A 15,813-nucleotide genomic window follows, 5' to 3' on the forward strand; every position below is an offset into this window, starting at 1 on the left:
GATTAAAGCCTTGCGCCGACGATTGCGGCTTTCAAGGTCTATGCAGAACGGGGCCGATAACCCGAGACTGCATAACCTGGGCCAACAACTAAAACGACAGCGCTTTTGATACAGATACAGAAAGACTCCGTACCCCGATCGTTTTACGACGATCAGAATACAGAGTCTAGTGGGTATTGCCTGAGCTTTTTAACTCTTTACGCAAGCCTTACGCGGCAGCGAACAATTGCTCGCTGATGTGCGCCTGAGCATCGCTCATGGCTTTGTTGCGAACGTCGTCACCGTAAGCCAGGCCATGGGCGCGGACGAACTCGATGTCGGTGATGCCCATGAAGCCCAGCATGACTTTCAAATACTCTTCGTGACCTACGCCAGTCGCTTGACCCACGTGCATCCCGCCAGAAGTCGACACCACCACGACTTTCTTGTTGCCGCACAGGCCTTCAGGGCCGGCTTCGGTGTAGCGGAAAGTCTGGCCGGCAACGGCAATGCGGTCGATCCAGGCCTTGAGCTGGGTCGGGATGGTGAAGTTGTACATCGGCGCTGCGATCACGACGGCATCGGCAGCGAGGAATTCGGCCAGGGTCGAAGCGCTCAATTCAGCTTCGTGCTGTTGTGCGGCGTTGCGCAGCTCGGCGGTGGTACCGGCAGCGACCAGCGTCGCGGCAGAGAAATGGCTGATGGCATCGCTGGCCAGGTCGCGGTAAGTCACCACGGCAGCAGGCTCGGCGGTTTTCCAGGCCTGGACGACACTGTGGCTCAGCTGACGGGAAGCAGAGTTGTCACCAAGGATGCTCGAATCGATGTGCAAGAGTTTCATGTGGGATCTCCAAGTGAGGATCGCCACCGGGCGATCTGATGGAGACAATCCTACAGATGAAACCAATAGCTGATTAGTCAGCAACAATGCGATAGTTTGTCCCACTGATAGGACAGTCGAGTGAAACCATGCAAGACCTCAATGACCTTTACTACTTCGCCAAAGTCGTCGAAGCCGGCGGTTTCGCCGCCGCCGGGCGCGTGTTGGGCATTCCCAAGTCGCGGCTGTCGCGGCGTATCGCCGAACTTGAAGAGCGTCTGGGTGCCCGCCTCCTCCAGCGCACCACCCGCCAGCTCAAGCTGACCGCTGTCGGCGAGCGCTATTTGCGCCATTGCCAGGCAATGCTGCTGGAGGCCGAAATGGCTGACGAGGCCGTCGCCAGCATGTCCAGCGAACCCCGAGGGCGCTTGCGGGTTTCCTGCCCCGTTGGGCTGGCTCATGAGTTTTTGCCATCGGTCATCAGCACGTTTCTGGAACGCTTCCCCCAAGTGCAATTGGAGATGCAGTTGCTCAATCGCCGGGTCGACCTGGTGACCGAAGGCATCGATGTCGCCTTGAGAGTGCGCGATCTGGGTGATGAAGACCCGCTGCTGGTCACCCGACGTTTGCGCCAGGCGCAAATGGTGATGATCGCCAGCCCGGCCTTTATACGCGAGCATCCCATCAACAGCCCGGAAGATCTGAAGCAGGTTCCGGTGCTCGGCGCCCTGGAAGCTGATCGCATGGTGCATGTGCGCATGCTCGACGCTCAGGGCACAACGTGCGACCTGACGCTGGAAGCACGACTGGGGATCGATGATTTCATCGTGCGCAAAGCCTGCACGCTGGCGGGACTTGGCTTCACCCTGCTGCCGATGATGTACTGCGAAGAAGAACTGGAAAACGGCTCGCTGGTGCAGTTGTTGCCCGAGTGGTCACTGCCTGGCGGTTGGCTGCTGGCGGTCTACCCTCATCGGCGCGGTTTGCTGCCGGCGGTGCGCGCCTGGATTGACCATTTGACCGAATCATTCAAAGCCTGCGGGGATCGACTGTTATGAAGGCCAAACCGATGACTGAAGAAGACGTGGCGCGTTTCTGCCTGGCACTGCCCGGCGCGCAAGAAGATTACAAATGGGGTGGCGTGCGGGTGTTTTCAGTGGCTGGAACCAAGATGTTCGCCCTGATAAACCTGCGGGGTGAATCATTGGCGTTCAAGGTCGACAAAGAGCTGTTTCTGGGGCATGTCGACCGCCCGGGTATCGGGCCGGCACCCTATTTGGCAAGGGCGCAGTGGATCATCATGCAAACGCCCTACCCACTTGGCGCCGATGAACTGCAAGGCTTGCTGCAACGTTCTCACCAACTGGTGGTGAGCAAGTTGCCCAAGCGCGTGCAGGTCGGTTTATTGCTTTAGAAGAGCCTGAAGAGGCCGGCACCAAGAAACAACTGGTCGATCCAGAACACCTCGTGCAACAGCACGATGATCCAGAACACCAGTTGATAAGACACTTTGCGGGTCTTGTGCCGAAACACTTGCTGGGCAAGCAAGGCGCCCGGCCAGCCACCGGCCAGTTCGATTGCGTGCAACACGTTTTCCGGTGTACGCCAGCTGTCGGCCCGGGCCTTGCGCTTGTCGTGCCAGTACAGGAGGAACGCCAGCAGGCTGACAATCCCATAGGCCGCGAGCGGAATCAGCGAAATCCCGCGCCACCACATAAGCATCGAGCCAATTGCCGGCAAAGCGCACAGCGCCAGGAACACCAGGCCTTTGAGGCGCGGGTTTTGAATCCCGCGCCCATTGCGTGGCTCAATCATGATGTAGCCGCCGCCCAGTCGACCCAACCGAACTGCCAGGTTGCCAGGATCAACAAGCCGAACACGATCCGGTACCAGGCAAACGCAGCGTAGCTGTGGCTGGCGATGAACTTGAGCAAGCCCTTGACCGCGATCATCGCGAATATAAACGCAGTGACGAAGCCGATGGCGAACACCGGGAGGTCAGCCGCCTGAAACAGGTCGCGATACTTGTAGCCGGAGTACACCGCAGCGCCGACCATGGTCGGCATGGCCAGGAAGAACGAAAACTCGGTGGCGGTTTTCCGCGACAGGCCAAACAACAAGCCGCCGATGATCGTCGAACCGGAGCGCGAAGTGCCGGGAATCATTGCCAGGCACTGGGCAAAACCGACCTTCAGGGCATCTTTCCAGGTGATCTCGTCGACAGTTTCGGCGTGCACGCTGTGCTCGCGACGCTCAGCCCACAACATGATGACCCCGCCCACTACCAGCGCCGTCGCCACGGTGATCGGGTTGAACAGGTATTTGTGGATCATATTGGCGAAGATCACCCCCAGCACCACAGCCGGCATGAAAGCGATCAACAGGTTGACGGTAAACCGTTGAGCATTGCGCTGCGTTGGCAACCCGGTCACCACGTCGAGGATCTTGCGGCGAAACTCCCAGACCACAGCCAGGATCGCACCGAGCTGGATAATGATGTTGAATGCCTTCTCGCGCTCGCCACCGAAGTTAAGCAAATCCGCGACGATAATCTGGTGCCCGGTACTGGAAATGGGCAAAAACTCTGTCAGTCCCTCTACAACGCCAAGAATCAAAGCCTGAACGGCGGTCCAAAAATCCATCAATCCCCCAATGAAACCATGCCTCCAAGGCATGCCTCGTTAATCAAATTCAAGCGTCCACTGCGATCAGCGTCACCGAATGACAATTCGCACGATCCCCACGCGAAGCCGTAAAACCCCGTAAAAAATCAGCGCAACTTCAGGTTTTTGCTGACGCGGCCGAAATCCTATCAGACATGCCTGAATTACGCTGCGCCGTAATTGGACTTGAGTAGGGTTGGCTCAACAGCAAAAGCGTGCCTGAATGCTGGCGGTCGTTTATGACAAGAACAAGAAAAAACCAGGAGTAACACGGTTATGAATAGCTTGCGCAGTGTGTCGATCAGCCGCCGTCTGTGGCTCATCCTGATTGTGGCTGTGCTGATGCTGTTGACGTTGGGTGTGCTGATGCTCAATCAGATCCACGATGACCTTTATCAGGCCAAGGCCCAGAAAACCCAGCATGTGGTGCAGACGGCCAGCGGCATTCTGGCCTTTTACCACGACCTGGAAACCGCCGGCACCCTGACCCGCGAAGCGGCGCAGAAACAGGCATTGAGCGTGGTGCGCGGATTGCGCTACGACCAGAACGACTACTTCTGGATCAACGACCTGACACCCGTGATGGTCATGCACCCGACCAATCCGAAACTCGAAGGCCAGAACCTTTCCACGATCAAGGATCCGGACGGCTTCGCGTTGTTCAACGAGATGGCGGCCCTCGCCAAGGCCAAGGGCGCCGGCATGGTTGACTATCGCTGGCCAAAGCCGGGTGCCAGTACACCGGTCCAGAAGACCTCCTACGTGAAACTCTTCGAGCCTTGGGGCTGGGTCATTGGTTCGGGTGTGTACATCGATGACATGCAGGCCGAGTTTTACGCACAAATGTGGCAGACATCGCTTGTCGGGCTTGCCATTGCTGTCCTTATGGCACTGCTGGTGATCCTGATTGCGCGCAGTATCGTGCGCCCACTCCAGGAAACCGTGCACGCCATGGCCAATATCGCCAGCGGTGAAAGCGACCTGACCCGTAGCCTTGATACCCATGGTCAGGACGAAGTGACCGAATTGGCGCAGCATTTCAACGCCTTCACGGAAAAACTGCGCCGGGTCATCACTCAATTGCAGCTGTCCGCCAGTGCCCTGGGGCAGTCATCCAGCGACTTGGGCAACGATGCGGCCCAGGCCCAGGCGCGCAGCCAGCAACAGTCCCAACAAATGGAGCTGGTGGCGACCGCGATCAATGAAGTGACCTATGGCGTGCAGGACGTGGCCAGGAATGCCGAACACGCCGCCAGCGAAATGCGCGATGCGCAAGCGCAGGCACAACAGGGGCAAGTGAACATCGATGGGAGCTTGCAGCAGATCGATCAACTGTCGAGCACCATCGATCAAGCCGTTGAGGTTATCCGCACCCTGGCCACCGAAAGCACACAGATCGGCAGCGTGCTCGAAGTGATCCGCTCGATCGCCGAACAGACCAATCTGCTGGCGCTCAATGCGGCCATTGAAGCGGCCCGTGCCGGTGAGCAAGGACGGGGCTTCGCCGTGGTGGCCGATGAAGTCCGGTTGCTGGCACAGCGCACGCAAAAGTCCACGGCTGAAATCCAGTCGATGATCGAGCGCTTGCAGAGCCATTCCGAGGCGGCAGTCAAAGTGATCGGCGACAGCAGTCGCGCCTCGCAACTGACCATTGAACAGGCCGGATTGGCGGGTGCCAGCCTGAACGCGATCGGCCAGGCCCTGAACAATCTCAACGGCCTGAACGCCTCGATTGCCAGCGCAACCCTGCAACAGGCGCATGTGGTCGAGGACATCAACCAGAACGTCACCCAGGCCGCGGGTTTGTCCCACAGCACCGCCTTGGCCGCTGAGCAGTCGAGCGTCGCAAGCGTGCATTTGAAAGAACTCAGTGAGCAGTTGAATGGCCTGCTCAAGCAGTTTCGGGTGTAGACGAACCTTGCGCTGAAACACTGCCCATGTGGGAGCGTGGCTTGCCCGCGAAGAACGATAACGCGCAATGCCTGAAAAACTGCGGTGTTCGCTTCGCGGGCAAGCCACGCTCCCACAGGGTCCGCGTCTTAACTGACCGGCTTCGGGCAAGCCCCCCCTCGCCACAATCCCCACCTGCGTTACAATCGGCGCCCTTTTCAACTTCACCAAGGATCCTTCATGTCCGGGCTTGAACTGTTTGCCGCCGCACTCGGCGTGATTGCCGTCTGGTTGACGGTCAAACAGAACCCTTGGTGCTGGCCGATCGGACTGGTCATGGTGCTGCTCTATAGCTGGATCTTCTTCGAGGTAAAGCTGTATTCGGACATGCTGCTGCAGGTGATTTACGCCGGCTTGCAGCTCTATGGCTGGTGGCAATGGACCCGTGCCGGCGAAGCGCAACATGGCCGGCAAGTTACGCAACTGGATGGCCGCTCGATGTGGGCAGGATTGGCCGTCGGTGCCGTCGGCAGCTTGCTGCTGGGCGCGGCCATGGCTCATTGGACCGACGCCGCGCAACCCTGGCTGGACGCAGCATTGACCGGTTTCAGTCTGGTGGCGCAACTGTGGATGGCGCAAAAGCGCCTGCAATGCTGGCCGCTGTGGATTGCCGTCGATGTGATTTTCGTCGGGCTGTTTATCTACAAGGGCTTGTACCTGACGGCTGCGCTCTATGGTCTGTTTACGCTGATCGCCGTGCAAGGCTGGCGCGAATGGCAGGCCGATCCGGCGTTGCGCGCATGAAGGTCCTGGTACTCACCGGCCCGGAGTCCAGTGGCAAAAGCTGGTTATCGGCAGAGCTTCAACGCCACTTTGGTGGGTTGCTGGTGGGTGAATTCGTTCGTTACTTCATTGAGCAGAACCCTCGTGATACCTGCCTTGCCGATATCCCGCAGATAGCTCGTGGTCAAATGGCCTGGGAAGACAGCGCCCGAGCCCAGCGACCCGCGCTGCTGATTCTCGACACGCACCTGTTAAGCAATGTGTTGTGGAGCCAAACCCTGTTTGGCGAATGCCCCGCCTGGATCGAAGACGCGCTGCTGGCAAGGCACTATGACTTGCACTTGTTGCTTTCCCCTGAGGTGGTGGACTGGACGGATGACGGCCAACGCTGCCAACCGGATCTGAACCAGCGCCTGGCGTTCTTCAACGCAACAAAAGCCTGGCTGGAACAACACCAGCAACGACTACAAGTCATCAATGGCGATTGGGCCGAGCGCCGTCGTCAGGCCTTTGCTGCCGTGGAGCAATTGCTCACGCCGTGAAAGCACCTGCATTTGAGGGAGCACATGTCCGTTCTTGAAACACTCCAGTGCCGTGTAACAGGCCTGTTAACGGTCCTTATACCCTTGTCATGCTGACTGTTAAGTCATTGGTACACTCGCCCGCAAACACTTGATTTAGAGCTTTTCGCCAGATAGGAGCGGCTCGCGATGGCCGGTACCGTCTCACGGTTGATACAGCTCATACATCTCCCCGCCCGAAATACCACGTAACCCATTGAATTAAATCAACAAATAAAAAGCGGCACGGCTTCTGCTCTCTCCTTCACAACGCTGACCAAGGCCAGCGCACAAAAGACGAGGGAGTGCCGACGTGGAGACAATCGATAAAGGCTTTATCCGCCTCCTGCTGATCGGATGTGCGTTCAGCTCTGTCATCAGTCTGCCTGTCCGGGCCGCCGATGGAATCATCGTCATCCAGCGGGAAGTTCAAACGCGTAACGCGACTCGCCGCCCCATGGTTCCCGACCCCACCCCCCTGACCGTCAATGCCAACCCGTCCAAACAAGTCATCAGTGCAACCAATGAACTGTCGGACAGTGACATTTCCGGCATCAGCAGCGGTGCAAGCATCGCCGGCACGATCACTCAAGCCACCGGCACGCTGAGCGGCAACATCAATGGTCAGACACAGTTGCCCGGTTTGTCCGCAGGACATTCCGCGGGCTCCGGCAACGGTATTGCCAACAGGATCGACGGCACCATCCAGCAAGGCCTGGGCAGTCTGAATGTTATCGGGGGGACAATGAAATGAATCGCACTCTGCTGATTCTGGCCATGTTTTGCAGTGCGCCGACCTTTGCCCAACCGCCTGTCATCGATACGGCCACCATCGACAACTCCGGCAGTCAGTACCAGGGCAACTTCTCGGTCAACCAGGCTGCCGGCGATCAGCAACAACAGGCCAACGCCCGAGCCATCGCCATTGACACCGACGCCAGCGCCACCACGCAGATTCGCCAACGGTTGCGTACTCAGGTCGATCCCAGGATCGATGCCCAGTCAGCCATTAAAGGCAACGCCTTCAGTAACGGCAATGGCGTACTGGGGGTCAACCAGAGTTCGGGCGCCAGCAATCAGCAAGCCAACGCCCTGCGGATAAGCATCAGTGCTACGCCGCAAAGTATCGACGACAGCGTCCTCAAGCAACAGAACGTGGCGCTGCTCAACAGCTCCGATTCAACGGATCCTACTCCTGGCCATCGCCAGGTCGCTGCCAGCGACCAGGCCTTCACCGGTAGCCGTGGGGTGATCCAGTTGAATCAGAGCGCCGGGGTGGGAAACCGAACGGCCAACACCCTGAGCGTACGGGTCGCGGATTGACCCAAAAGGTAAAAAAACAACACTTAACCTAAAAATAAAGTACGGAGAATCAGCATGAAACCCTCAATGGCACTCAAGCCTCTGGTTTTCGCAATCGCTGCGGTAATGGCTATTGCAGTACAAGCTGGCCAGCGTGATGACGAGCATCATCATCGTCATCACGTAAATCCAAAAGACACCACCAATGCCGGCGCCACTGCCAACGCCACGGACAAACAAACCAGCACTGGCAACTACATCAGCAATGAAGGGACTAAAAACACTGCCAACATGACCAATTCGGCCACGGGCGCCTCCGGTAACGTGGGTGTCAACGTTGCAGCAGGCGACGGCAACCAACAAGACAACGCTGCCGCCATCGCCAGCGGTGACGGCTCGTTTGTCTTCGGGTCTGTGGTAGCAACCGCCAAAGTCACGCAAACCCAAAGCAACAACGAGGTCTACAACCAATCCACCAACAACAGCGCCAATATGAGTGGTTCGGCTAACGGCGGCAGCGGCAACATGGGCATCAACATGGCTGCTGGCGACCTTAACCAACAGAAAAACACCATGGCGATCGCTGTGTCTGGCGGCAAGCACGCGACTGCAACCGCGAGTGCCGACCAATCAGGCCCAGGCCTGAGGGTGGATAACGACGCCGATCGGACCTACCGCCTGGATACGCTGTCGCGTACCGTCTCAGCCAGCGGTCATCAGTCTTTCAGCGAGGCATCCAAATCGCACTCTGCTTCGGACTTTACCAAGCGCTTGGATACCGCCTTTGCTACGCACGAAGCTACGAAATCTGCTTCGAGCTCTGCCAGCGCCTCTGCCAGCGCCGATGCCAGCGCCGCCGCCAGCGCCGCTGCTTCGCATGCTGCTTTGAAAGCTAGTCTGGATGTGGACGTGGATGTGGACGTTAGCTCTAGCAGGACTAATGGCTGGCACACCAGCAGCAGGAGTGCGACTTTCGACGCCGATATCGACGCATCGCTCGCCGCATCGATCGACAAATCGCGCAGCGCATCGAACAGCGCATCGCACAGCGCATCGAGCAGCGCATCGCGCAGCGCATCTAGCAGCGCATCGCGCGACGCATCGGGCAGCGCATCGTTCGCCGCTTCTGGCAGTGAATCGAAAGATAAATCGCAAAGCTTCAGCGAGTCCAGCGCCTTTGACTTGAGCAACACCGTGTCCTGGCAAGTGCTGACCCCAACTGGCTGGGCAAACCCTGTGACCAACACTGCTAACCTGAACGGTTCGGTGAATGGTGGCAGTGGCAACCTGGGCGTCAACGTGGCTGCCGGTGCTGGCAACCAGCAAAGCAACTCGCTGTCCATTGCATCCGGTTGCAGAACCTGCCTGTAAACCTGGCTCCAGAGTCTGGAGAGCCCCCTTCGGGGGGCTTTTTTTCACTCTTGCACGAGGGCTTCCGATCATGCGCATTTTCGCCCTGGCGTTCCTGGTTTTTCTGGCTGGTCTGAGCGAAGCGGGACAAATGCCGCTTTCCGTCTTGCCCGGCGGAGCGGTCGTTTTCAAACCGGTCCAGAGCATGCGTGAGCGCAAATTTGCCGACCTGGTCCAACAGAAAACCGACTTCAGTTGCGGTGCAGCTTCCCTGGCGACCATATTGCGCCAGGCCTATTGGCTGGACGTAACCGAGGCACAAATCATCGAAGGCATGCTGGCTCACTCCGACCAGAATCTGGTCCGCGTCCAGGGCTTCTCCATGCTCGACATGAAGCGTTACGTCGAAAGTATCGGCATGCGGGCCCGTGGTTATCGGGTAACGCCGGAAACTCTGACCAGCGTCGCCATTCCGGTCATCGTGCTCATGGACATCCGCGGCTACAAGCACTTCGTGGTCATGCAAAAAGCGGAGAAAGACTGGGTGTATATCGGTGATCCGGTACTCGGTCACAGACGCTTCAAGTTCGACGATTTTGTCAAAGGCTGGAACGGCATCATCTTCGCCGTCATAGGCCAGGGCTACGACAAGACCAACGTCTTGCGCGATCCGCCTTTGCCACTGACCGCCAAGAACCGCATCAACACCTTCAGTCCGGTGCGGGACACAGAATTGATGGATTTCGGATTCATCCAGAGCGACTTTTTCTAATGACAAGGGAGCACGAAGCTCCGGGAGTATCCAATGAAGACTCCATACTGGCTGGCCGTCGTTTGCCTGGCCGCCAGCCTGCCAACACAAGCACTCACGTTCAAACCGATTGAACTCAAGGATCAGGAGTTGGCGACCCTTCGCGGCCGGTATGTCATGCCGGGTCGGATCATCAGTTTCGGGATTGTCATGACCAGTACCTGGCAAAATGCCAGCGGCGAAGTGATCGGGGCAACCTCCTCGATGCAGATTCAGGAATCGACCATCAAGCCACAGTTCTATGTGTCGATGATCGACAAGAAAGGTGATGGTTCACCGGTCTCCCAGGGTTCCGGCAATGTCAGCGGCGGCGCCGGCCTCAGCACCACCCAGGGCGTAACCCAGGTCGTGCGCGCCGCTGGCGACTACAACAGCGCCTACAACAATGTCGACATCAACGTCAAAGAAGCCAACCAGGCACCACAAATGGATACCCAGGGCCAGCCATTGGCCGCCGGTACGACCCTGTCTGCGTCCAACGCTGCCGGCACCTTCAGTATGTCGTCAAGTAACACTGGCGTGCAGTTGAGCATCCAGGCCAACAACAATCAGGGCAGTACCGTGCAACGCCTTGCCCAGGGCGGCCTGATGCAGAACGCGACCTTGCTCGGCGGAAGAAACCAGGTGAACAACCTGACGTCCCTCAATGTTGTCCTGCGCAATAACCTGCCGACCGTCGGGGCGCTGGACTGCAATCTGGACCAACTAAAAGGCCTACGCACTCTAGGATACTGATCTACGCTGAGTCTCATTGAATGTAGTCAGAAGGGACGACAAACCCATGCACAGATCTTTTACGTTCAGAGCTGTCGTTTGTTTGAGTACCTTGGTCCCGGCCACTTTGCTGCAAGCCGCACCGGACCCCCAGGTAGAAGCCTTAAAACAAGAACTCATGGAGCTGAAACAGCGTTACCAAGAACAACAAAACGCGCTGATGGTACTTGAGCAGCGCGTTAAACAAGTCGAAGAAACACCAGCAACACCTGCTCCCAAGCGCCTGACCCGCTCCCCTGCCGAGAAGACCGCAGGCGCCAAGACCGTGGCCACGGGTGCCCCGGGGACCAGTTCGTATGGGCAGTCGCTCAAGGACGACTCGGGACCGGCGCAAAGCGTGTCCAACCTGTATGACGAAGCCAGCGGTTTCTTCGGTGGTGGCAAGTTCAGTTTCGAAACGGGCATGACCTATACCCACTACGATACCCGTGCATTGGTGCTCAATGGCTTTCTGGCCCTTGACTCGATTTTTCTCGGCAACATCAACATTGACCGCATCAAGGCCGACAACTGGACCCTGGACCTGACAGGCCGCTACAACGTGGCGCAACGCTGGCAGTTCGATATCAACGTCCCGGTTGTCTACCGAGAATCGACATACTCTTCTGGTGGTGCAGGAGGCGCAGCCCCGGTCTCATCCGACGCCACCGTCAAGCGCGATCCGACCATAGGCGATGTCAACTTTGGTGTTGCCTACAAGTTCCTGGATGAATCGGAAAACCTGCCCGACGCGGTCGTCACTCTGCGAGTCAAGGCGCCGACCGGCAAAAATCCGTACGGAATCAAGCTGATCAAGGACCCGGGCAACGACAATTTGTCGGTACCTCAGTCACTCCCTACCGGCAACGGTGTCTGGTCGATTACCCCGGGTATCTCACTGGTCAAGACCTTCGACCCTGCCGTGCTCTTCGGCAGCCTGTCCTATACCTACAACATGCAGGACTCCTTCAGCGATATCAGCCCCACTGTAAATTCTACGGTTCCGGGAGACGTGAAACTCGGCGATTCCTGGCAGATCGGCGCCGGCATTGCGTTTGCCTTGAACGAGAAAATGAGTATGTCGTTTTCGTTTTCCGACCAATTCGCCCGCAAAAGCAAAGTCAAACCCAGCGGCCAGGACTGGCAATCAATCCCGGACAGCGACTACAACGCTGCCAACTTCAACATCGGCCTGACCATGGCGGCAACCGACAAACTGACGATAGTCCCCAACCTCGCCATCGGCTTGACCCAGGATGCACCGGCCTTCTCCTTCAGCCTGAAATTCCCGTACTACTTCTAAACATCACGCAAGGAAAAGGCCCGCTGCGACGTAAATCGCAGCGGGCCTTTTCGTTTCTCCGCGCCCTAGCGGATCTGGTGCTTATGCAGCAATCGGTAAAAAGTCGGCCGGGAAACGCCCAGTACTCGAGCGGCCACACTGAGGTTGTCACTGTGGCGGTTCAATACGTCGCACAATGCCTGGCGTTCGGCGCGGGTCTTGTAGTCTTCCAGAGTGCCCATTGGCGTGGTAATCACCTGTTGGCCAATCAACCCCAGGTCCCGTGCCTCGATCTGTCGGCCTTCAGCCAGCACCAACCCTCGACGCACCCGGTTCGCCAGCTCACGGACATTGCCCGGCCAGTCGTGCTTGCCCATGGCGATCAGCGCGTCTTCGCTGAAACTGCGCGGCCGACGTCCGGTTTCCTGGCTGTAAAAGTGGGAAAAATGGTTGGCCAGCAACGCCAGGTCGCCATGACGCTCGCGTAGCGGCACAGTGACCACCTGCAGGACGTTGAGCCGGTAGTACAAATCCTCGCGAAAACTCTTGGCCTCGATCGCAGCTTCCAGGTCCACGTGAGTGGCTGCCAAGACCCGGACATCCACCGGAATAAGCTGACTGCCCCCCACCCGTTCGATGTGCTTTTCCTGCAGGAAACGCAACAGGTTCGCTTGCAGTTCAAGGGGCAGATCACCTATTTCATCCAGAAACAGGGTGCCACCATTGGCGGCTTCAATGCGTCCGACTTTACGTTGGTGTGCACCGGTAAAAGCGCCCTTTTCGTGACCAAACAGCTCGGACTGAATCAGATGCTCGGGAATCGCCCCGCAATTGATCGCGACAAACGGTTTACTGTGGCGTTGCGACTGACGGTGCAAGGTTCTGGCGACCAGCTCTTTACCGGTACCACTTTCCCCTCGAATCAACACCGGCGACTCGGTAGGCGCCAATTTGCTCAGCAATTTGCGCAGTTCGCGGATCGGCCGACTGTCGCCCAGCAGTTCATGCTCGGGCTGGTGGACGTGAATCGTGCCCTGGCCGCGCAAACGGGCCATGCCAAACGCCCGCCCAAGGGTCACTTGAACCCTGGAGACGTCAAACGGCAAGGTATGGAAATCGAAAAACCATTCGCAGACAAAATCGCCGGCATTCTGCAACCGCAGGACTTCCTGGTTGAGAACAGCGATCCATTCAGTGCCGCTACGGCTGATCAGTTCCTTGACGGCTTCAGGACGCTCAAAATGAACAGGTTTAAGGCGCAGCAGGCCGACATCACAGGAACGATGGGAAGCGTTCTCCAGGGTACAACTGTCGACATCCCAGCCGATCGTACGCAGGCCGGGTAATAAGCGATGGCAGTCGTCACACGGATCAACCACTAGCAAACGTCGCAATGCAGGCGTTTCGGTCATGACTGTTCCTTGGCGCCAAAAATTAGAAAATTTATTAGAAACAGTCGTTTGGCGTCCCTGAATGTAACGTTAGCAAGATCTTGACGCGGCCTTGTATCGTTTAATAATAAGGTCAACGTTGTTTACGTTATAAAACCTGCCCATATTAGCGACCTGATACGTTTGAACCTTTCATCCAGCTTTCAACGCGCCCCTTGTCATTGCCTTTATAAAAGAAAGTTGAAAATTCTTTTGAATGTGTGTGACCCGCCCCCCCATTGCGCGCATCAGTACAAGTAACCAGCCGAACGGTAAGCCCAACCGACGGCACATCACTTGATTGGGCACAGACGAGAGAAGACCCCATGAACGCCCCGCTCCGTATCAACGAAGCTCTTTTGATTGCCGACCGCGCATTTACCCCCTTCCAATGCGTGGCCTGGGCTCCACAGGACGGCACCGGCGAACTCAGCCTGACCGTCATCGACCGCACCAGCACCCCTATCGGCCGCAAACAGATCCCCAGCAGCACCTATACCGACCCGGCCCAACTTGCATCCTTGCTGGAACAAGTTCGCGCCGAATTGAGCGAGGAAGGTTATCAGTTGCAATCCTGGACAATGCCGCAGTAAACAAAAAGTGCGGATCACTGCGCCGTGATCCGCACTTTTTTATCGATACCTCTCAAGATATCCCCTCCTCTTCGACCCTCTCGGTTAAGGCTTTATTGCGATAGACGGTCGTATAAGCCAGACCAACTTGTCAGCGGTTCGCAAAGACATTGTTCTGGCACAGAACGACGCTCCGTCTGTGATTTCAGACCGTTGTGCATTGCATCAATCAGGGATTGAATATTTCCTTCAAGGTCTTCCTCCGAGGTTCTGGATCTGGTCGACTCGCAAGGAGATGCGACATGCCCATCCATAACGCTTTTGCCTTCGCGGCCCCTCTCGGCACAGCGGGACAACTCGACTCAAGTTTTGCATCATCCGGCAAGGCCTGGGTGCAGTTCGCGGGCAGCCTTTCAAGTATGGCCAACGATGTGGCGGTCGATTCGATGGGCCGCTTGCTGGTCGCGGCCAAGGTCGGAACCTGGGACGGTTACGGTTATGGGCTGGCCCGATTACTTGAGGATGGCTCAGCGGATCGGAGCTTCGGCATGGAGGGCAGCATTACCGGACAGTTCGCAAGCGGCTTCGAAGCCACAGGAGGCAAGGTTCGAGAACTGCCCGATGGAAAAATCCTGTTATCCGGCCTGCATTACGAAAGCCCCCACCGCACACTCCCGGCACTGGCAATGTTTGACTCGCAGGGACACCCGGTTCTGCAATTTGGCGACCGGGGGGTACAGATCGTGCGTTTGCCCGGTGATTTGTCCAGAGGCCTGCGTGACGACTGGTTACCACCGGGAGTCTCGGGCGCCGAAGCCTGCGACTTTCGGGTACTGGCCGACGGCCGAATCCTGCTGTTGGCCAACCATCACTACAAATTCGCGGATCACGTCGGCATCCTGATACGGCTCAATCCGGACGGGACACTGGACGAGACATTCAACGGCCACGGATTTGTCATGGTCAGGCACCTGCTGATGAATACCTGGCTGAGCAGCCTCCTGTTGCAGGCAGATGGTCGGATTGTGGTCGCCGGATCGATCAACCTGCCGCAGGAAGGTTTGCTGGCACGCTTCGACAGCACCGGCCGGCTGGACGAAGACTTCGCTGAAGACGGCTTTTTAAGCTTCAAGGTCCAGGGGCGCAGTGCCCAGGTGAGTCAGGTGATCGAGCAACCGGATGGGCGCCTGCAGTGTTTCGGTAGCAGCCGCGACCCGATGCAATGCCTGTCGCTGACCGTGCGCAACAATGGTCGGCCGGACACTCATTGCAATAACGGTCACGCGCGACTCACTGAAATAGGTAACAGCGGCTGCCAATGGACAGCCGCCCAGGTGCTCGCCGATGGCCGGGTGCTCAGCGTCGGAGCAACCATTGGCGGCATTGCAGCGGATTTTCTTTTGGCGCGGCATCTCCCGGACGGACGCCTGGATCGCCATTTTGCCAATGGCCAAGGGTGGGTTCGTACTCGCCTGGGGCGCAGCCTGGACACCGCAACCTCGCTGGCCGTGCAGGCTGACGAGCGAATTGTGGTCAGCGGCTACTCGCTGGACGGCCACTACCGGGCGGTATTGGCGCGCTATCTGGGGTAGTGCTGTGTCGTTGTTGCGCTGCAGGT

General features: G+C 57.7%; 17 protein-coding genes. 13 read left to right on the top strand and 4 right to left on the bottom strand.

The window, feature by feature from the left end:
• Positions 1-208: 208 nt before the first annotated feature.
• On the bottom strand, positions 209-820 hold the full coding sequence (locus AABM55_RS15735; protein ID WP_347926871.1) for an FMN-dependent NADH-azoreductase: 612 nt from the start codon (positions 818-820) through the stop codon (positions 209-211).
• Between the two features lie 128 nt (positions 821-948).
• Between AABM55_RS15735 and AABM55_RS15740 the strand changes: the two genes are divergently transcribed.
• Both AABM55_RS15740 and AABM55_RS15745 read left to right on the top strand, forming a co-directional pair.
• The gene (locus AABM55_RS15740) at positions 949-1,857 is read left to right on the top strand and encodes a LysR substrate-binding domain-containing protein (protein WP_054597503.1); all 909 of its coding nucleotides are present in this window, start codon (positions 949-951) and stop codon (positions 1,855-1,857) included.
• Complete coding sequence (locus AABM55_RS15745) at positions 1,854-2,213, top strand: MmcQ/YjbR family DNA-binding protein (protein ID WP_347926873.1); 360 nt, start codon at positions 1,854-1,856, stop codon at positions 2,211-2,213. The genes AABM55_RS15740 and AABM55_RS15745 overlap by 4 nt, the downstream gene beginning before the upstream one ends.
• On the opposite strand, the gene AABM55_RS15750 is transcribed toward AABM55_RS15745, so the two are convergent.
• Complete coding sequence (locus AABM55_RS15750) at positions 2,210-2,614, bottom strand: DUF1294 domain-containing protein (protein ID WP_347926875.1); 405 nt, start codon at positions 2,612-2,614, stop codon at positions 2,210-2,212. The two genes, AABM55_RS15745 and AABM55_RS15750, sit on opposite strands and share 4 nt — an antisense overlap.
• Positions 2,611-3,441: an undecaprenyl-diphosphate phosphatase gene (locus AABM55_RS15755; protein WP_347926876.1), complete on the bottom strand. Its 831-nt coding sequence runs from the start codon at positions 3,439-3,441 to the stop codon at positions 2,611-2,613. The genes AABM55_RS15750 and AABM55_RS15755 overlap by 4 nt, the downstream gene beginning before the upstream one ends.
• 297 nt (positions 3,442-3,738) lie before the next feature.
• Between AABM55_RS15755 and AABM55_RS15760 the strand changes: the two genes are divergently transcribed.
• The 9 genes from AABM55_RS15760 to AABM55_RS15800 all read left to right on the top strand — a co-directional run bounded on the left by AABM55_RS15760 (position 3,739) and on the right by AABM55_RS15800 (position 12,214).
• Positions 3,739-5,373, top strand: coding sequence for a methyl-accepting chemotaxis protein (locus AABM55_RS15760; protein WP_347926878.1), 1,635 nt, complete (start codon positions 3,739-3,741; stop codon positions 5,371-5,373).
• A 219-nt stretch (positions 5,374-5,592) separates the two neighbouring features.
• Entirely contained in the window at positions 5,593-6,156 is a 564-nt protein-coding gene (gene pnuC, locus AABM55_RS15765; protein ID WP_103316511.1) for a nicotinamide riboside transporter PnuC, read from the top strand.
• On the top strand, positions 6,153-6,677 hold the full coding sequence (locus AABM55_RS15770; protein ID WP_347926880.1) for an AAA family ATPase: 525 nt from the start codon (positions 6,153-6,155) through the stop codon (positions 6,675-6,677). The genes pnuC and AABM55_RS15770 overlap by 4 nt, the downstream gene beginning before the upstream one ends.
• 331 nt (positions 6,678-7,008) lie before the next feature.
• Entirely contained in the window at positions 7,009-7,449 is a 441-nt protein-coding gene (locus AABM55_RS15775; protein WP_347926882.1) for a hypothetical protein, read from the top strand.
• Entirely contained in the window at positions 7,446-8,018 is a 573-nt protein-coding gene (locus AABM55_RS15780) for an adhesin (RefSeq protein WP_347926884.1), read from the top strand. Before AABM55_RS15775 ends, AABM55_RS15780 begins: the two co-directional genes overlap by 4 nt.
• 54 nt (positions 8,019-8,072) lie before the next feature.
• Complete coding sequence (locus AABM55_RS15785) at positions 8,073-9,368, top strand: heme utilization protein (protein WP_347926885.1); 1,296 nt, start codon at positions 8,073-8,075, stop codon at positions 9,366-9,368.
• Between the two features lie 70 nt (positions 9,369-9,438).
• Positions 9,439-10,119 (top strand): C39 family peptidase, encoded by a 681-nt coding sequence (locus tag AABM55_RS15790; protein WP_347926887.1) that lies wholly within the window; start codon positions 9,439-9,441, stop codon positions 10,117-10,119.
• 33 nt (positions 10,120-10,152) lie between these two features.
• Positions 10,153-10,893, top strand: a complete 741-nt coding sequence (locus AABM55_RS15795; RefSeq protein ID WP_347926888.1) for a hypothetical protein — start codon at positions 10,153-10,155, stop codon at positions 10,891-10,893.
• Positions 10,894-10,939: 46 nt separating this feature from the next.
• Positions 10,940-12,214, top strand: coding sequence for a hypothetical protein (locus AABM55_RS15800; RefSeq protein WP_347926890.1), 1,275 nt, complete (start codon positions 10,940-10,942; stop codon positions 12,212-12,214).
• 65 nt (positions 12,215-12,279) lie between these two features.
• On the opposite strand, the gene AABM55_RS15805 is transcribed toward AABM55_RS15800, so the two are convergent.
• Entirely contained in the window at positions 12,280-13,605 is a 1,326-nt protein-coding gene (locus AABM55_RS15805; RefSeq protein ID WP_347926892.1) for a sigma-54 dependent transcriptional regulator, read from the bottom strand.
• Positions 13,606-13,949: 344 nt separating this feature from the next.
• Between AABM55_RS15805 and AABM55_RS15810 the strand changes: the two genes are divergently transcribed.
• Together AABM55_RS15810 and AABM55_RS15815 are read left to right on the top strand one after the other, a co-directional pair.
• Positions 13,950-14,216: a hypothetical protein gene (locus AABM55_RS15810; RefSeq protein WP_054597516.1), complete on the top strand. Its 267-nt coding sequence runs from the start codon at positions 13,950-13,952 to the stop codon at positions 14,214-14,216.
• 281 nt (positions 14,217-14,497) lie between these two features.
• Complete coding sequence (locus tag AABM55_RS15815; protein WP_347926894.1) at positions 14,498-15,787, top strand: hypothetical protein; 1,290 nt, start codon at positions 14,498-14,500, stop codon at positions 15,785-15,787.
• Positions 15,788-15,813: the final 26 nt, after the last annotated feature.

Origin of the sequence: Pseudomonas helvetica (assembly GCF_039908645.1) — a bacterium.
GTDB classification, from domain to species: domain Bacteria; phylum Pseudomonadota; class Gammaproteobacteria; order Pseudomonadales; family Pseudomonadaceae; genus Aquipseudomonas; species Aquipseudomonas helvetica.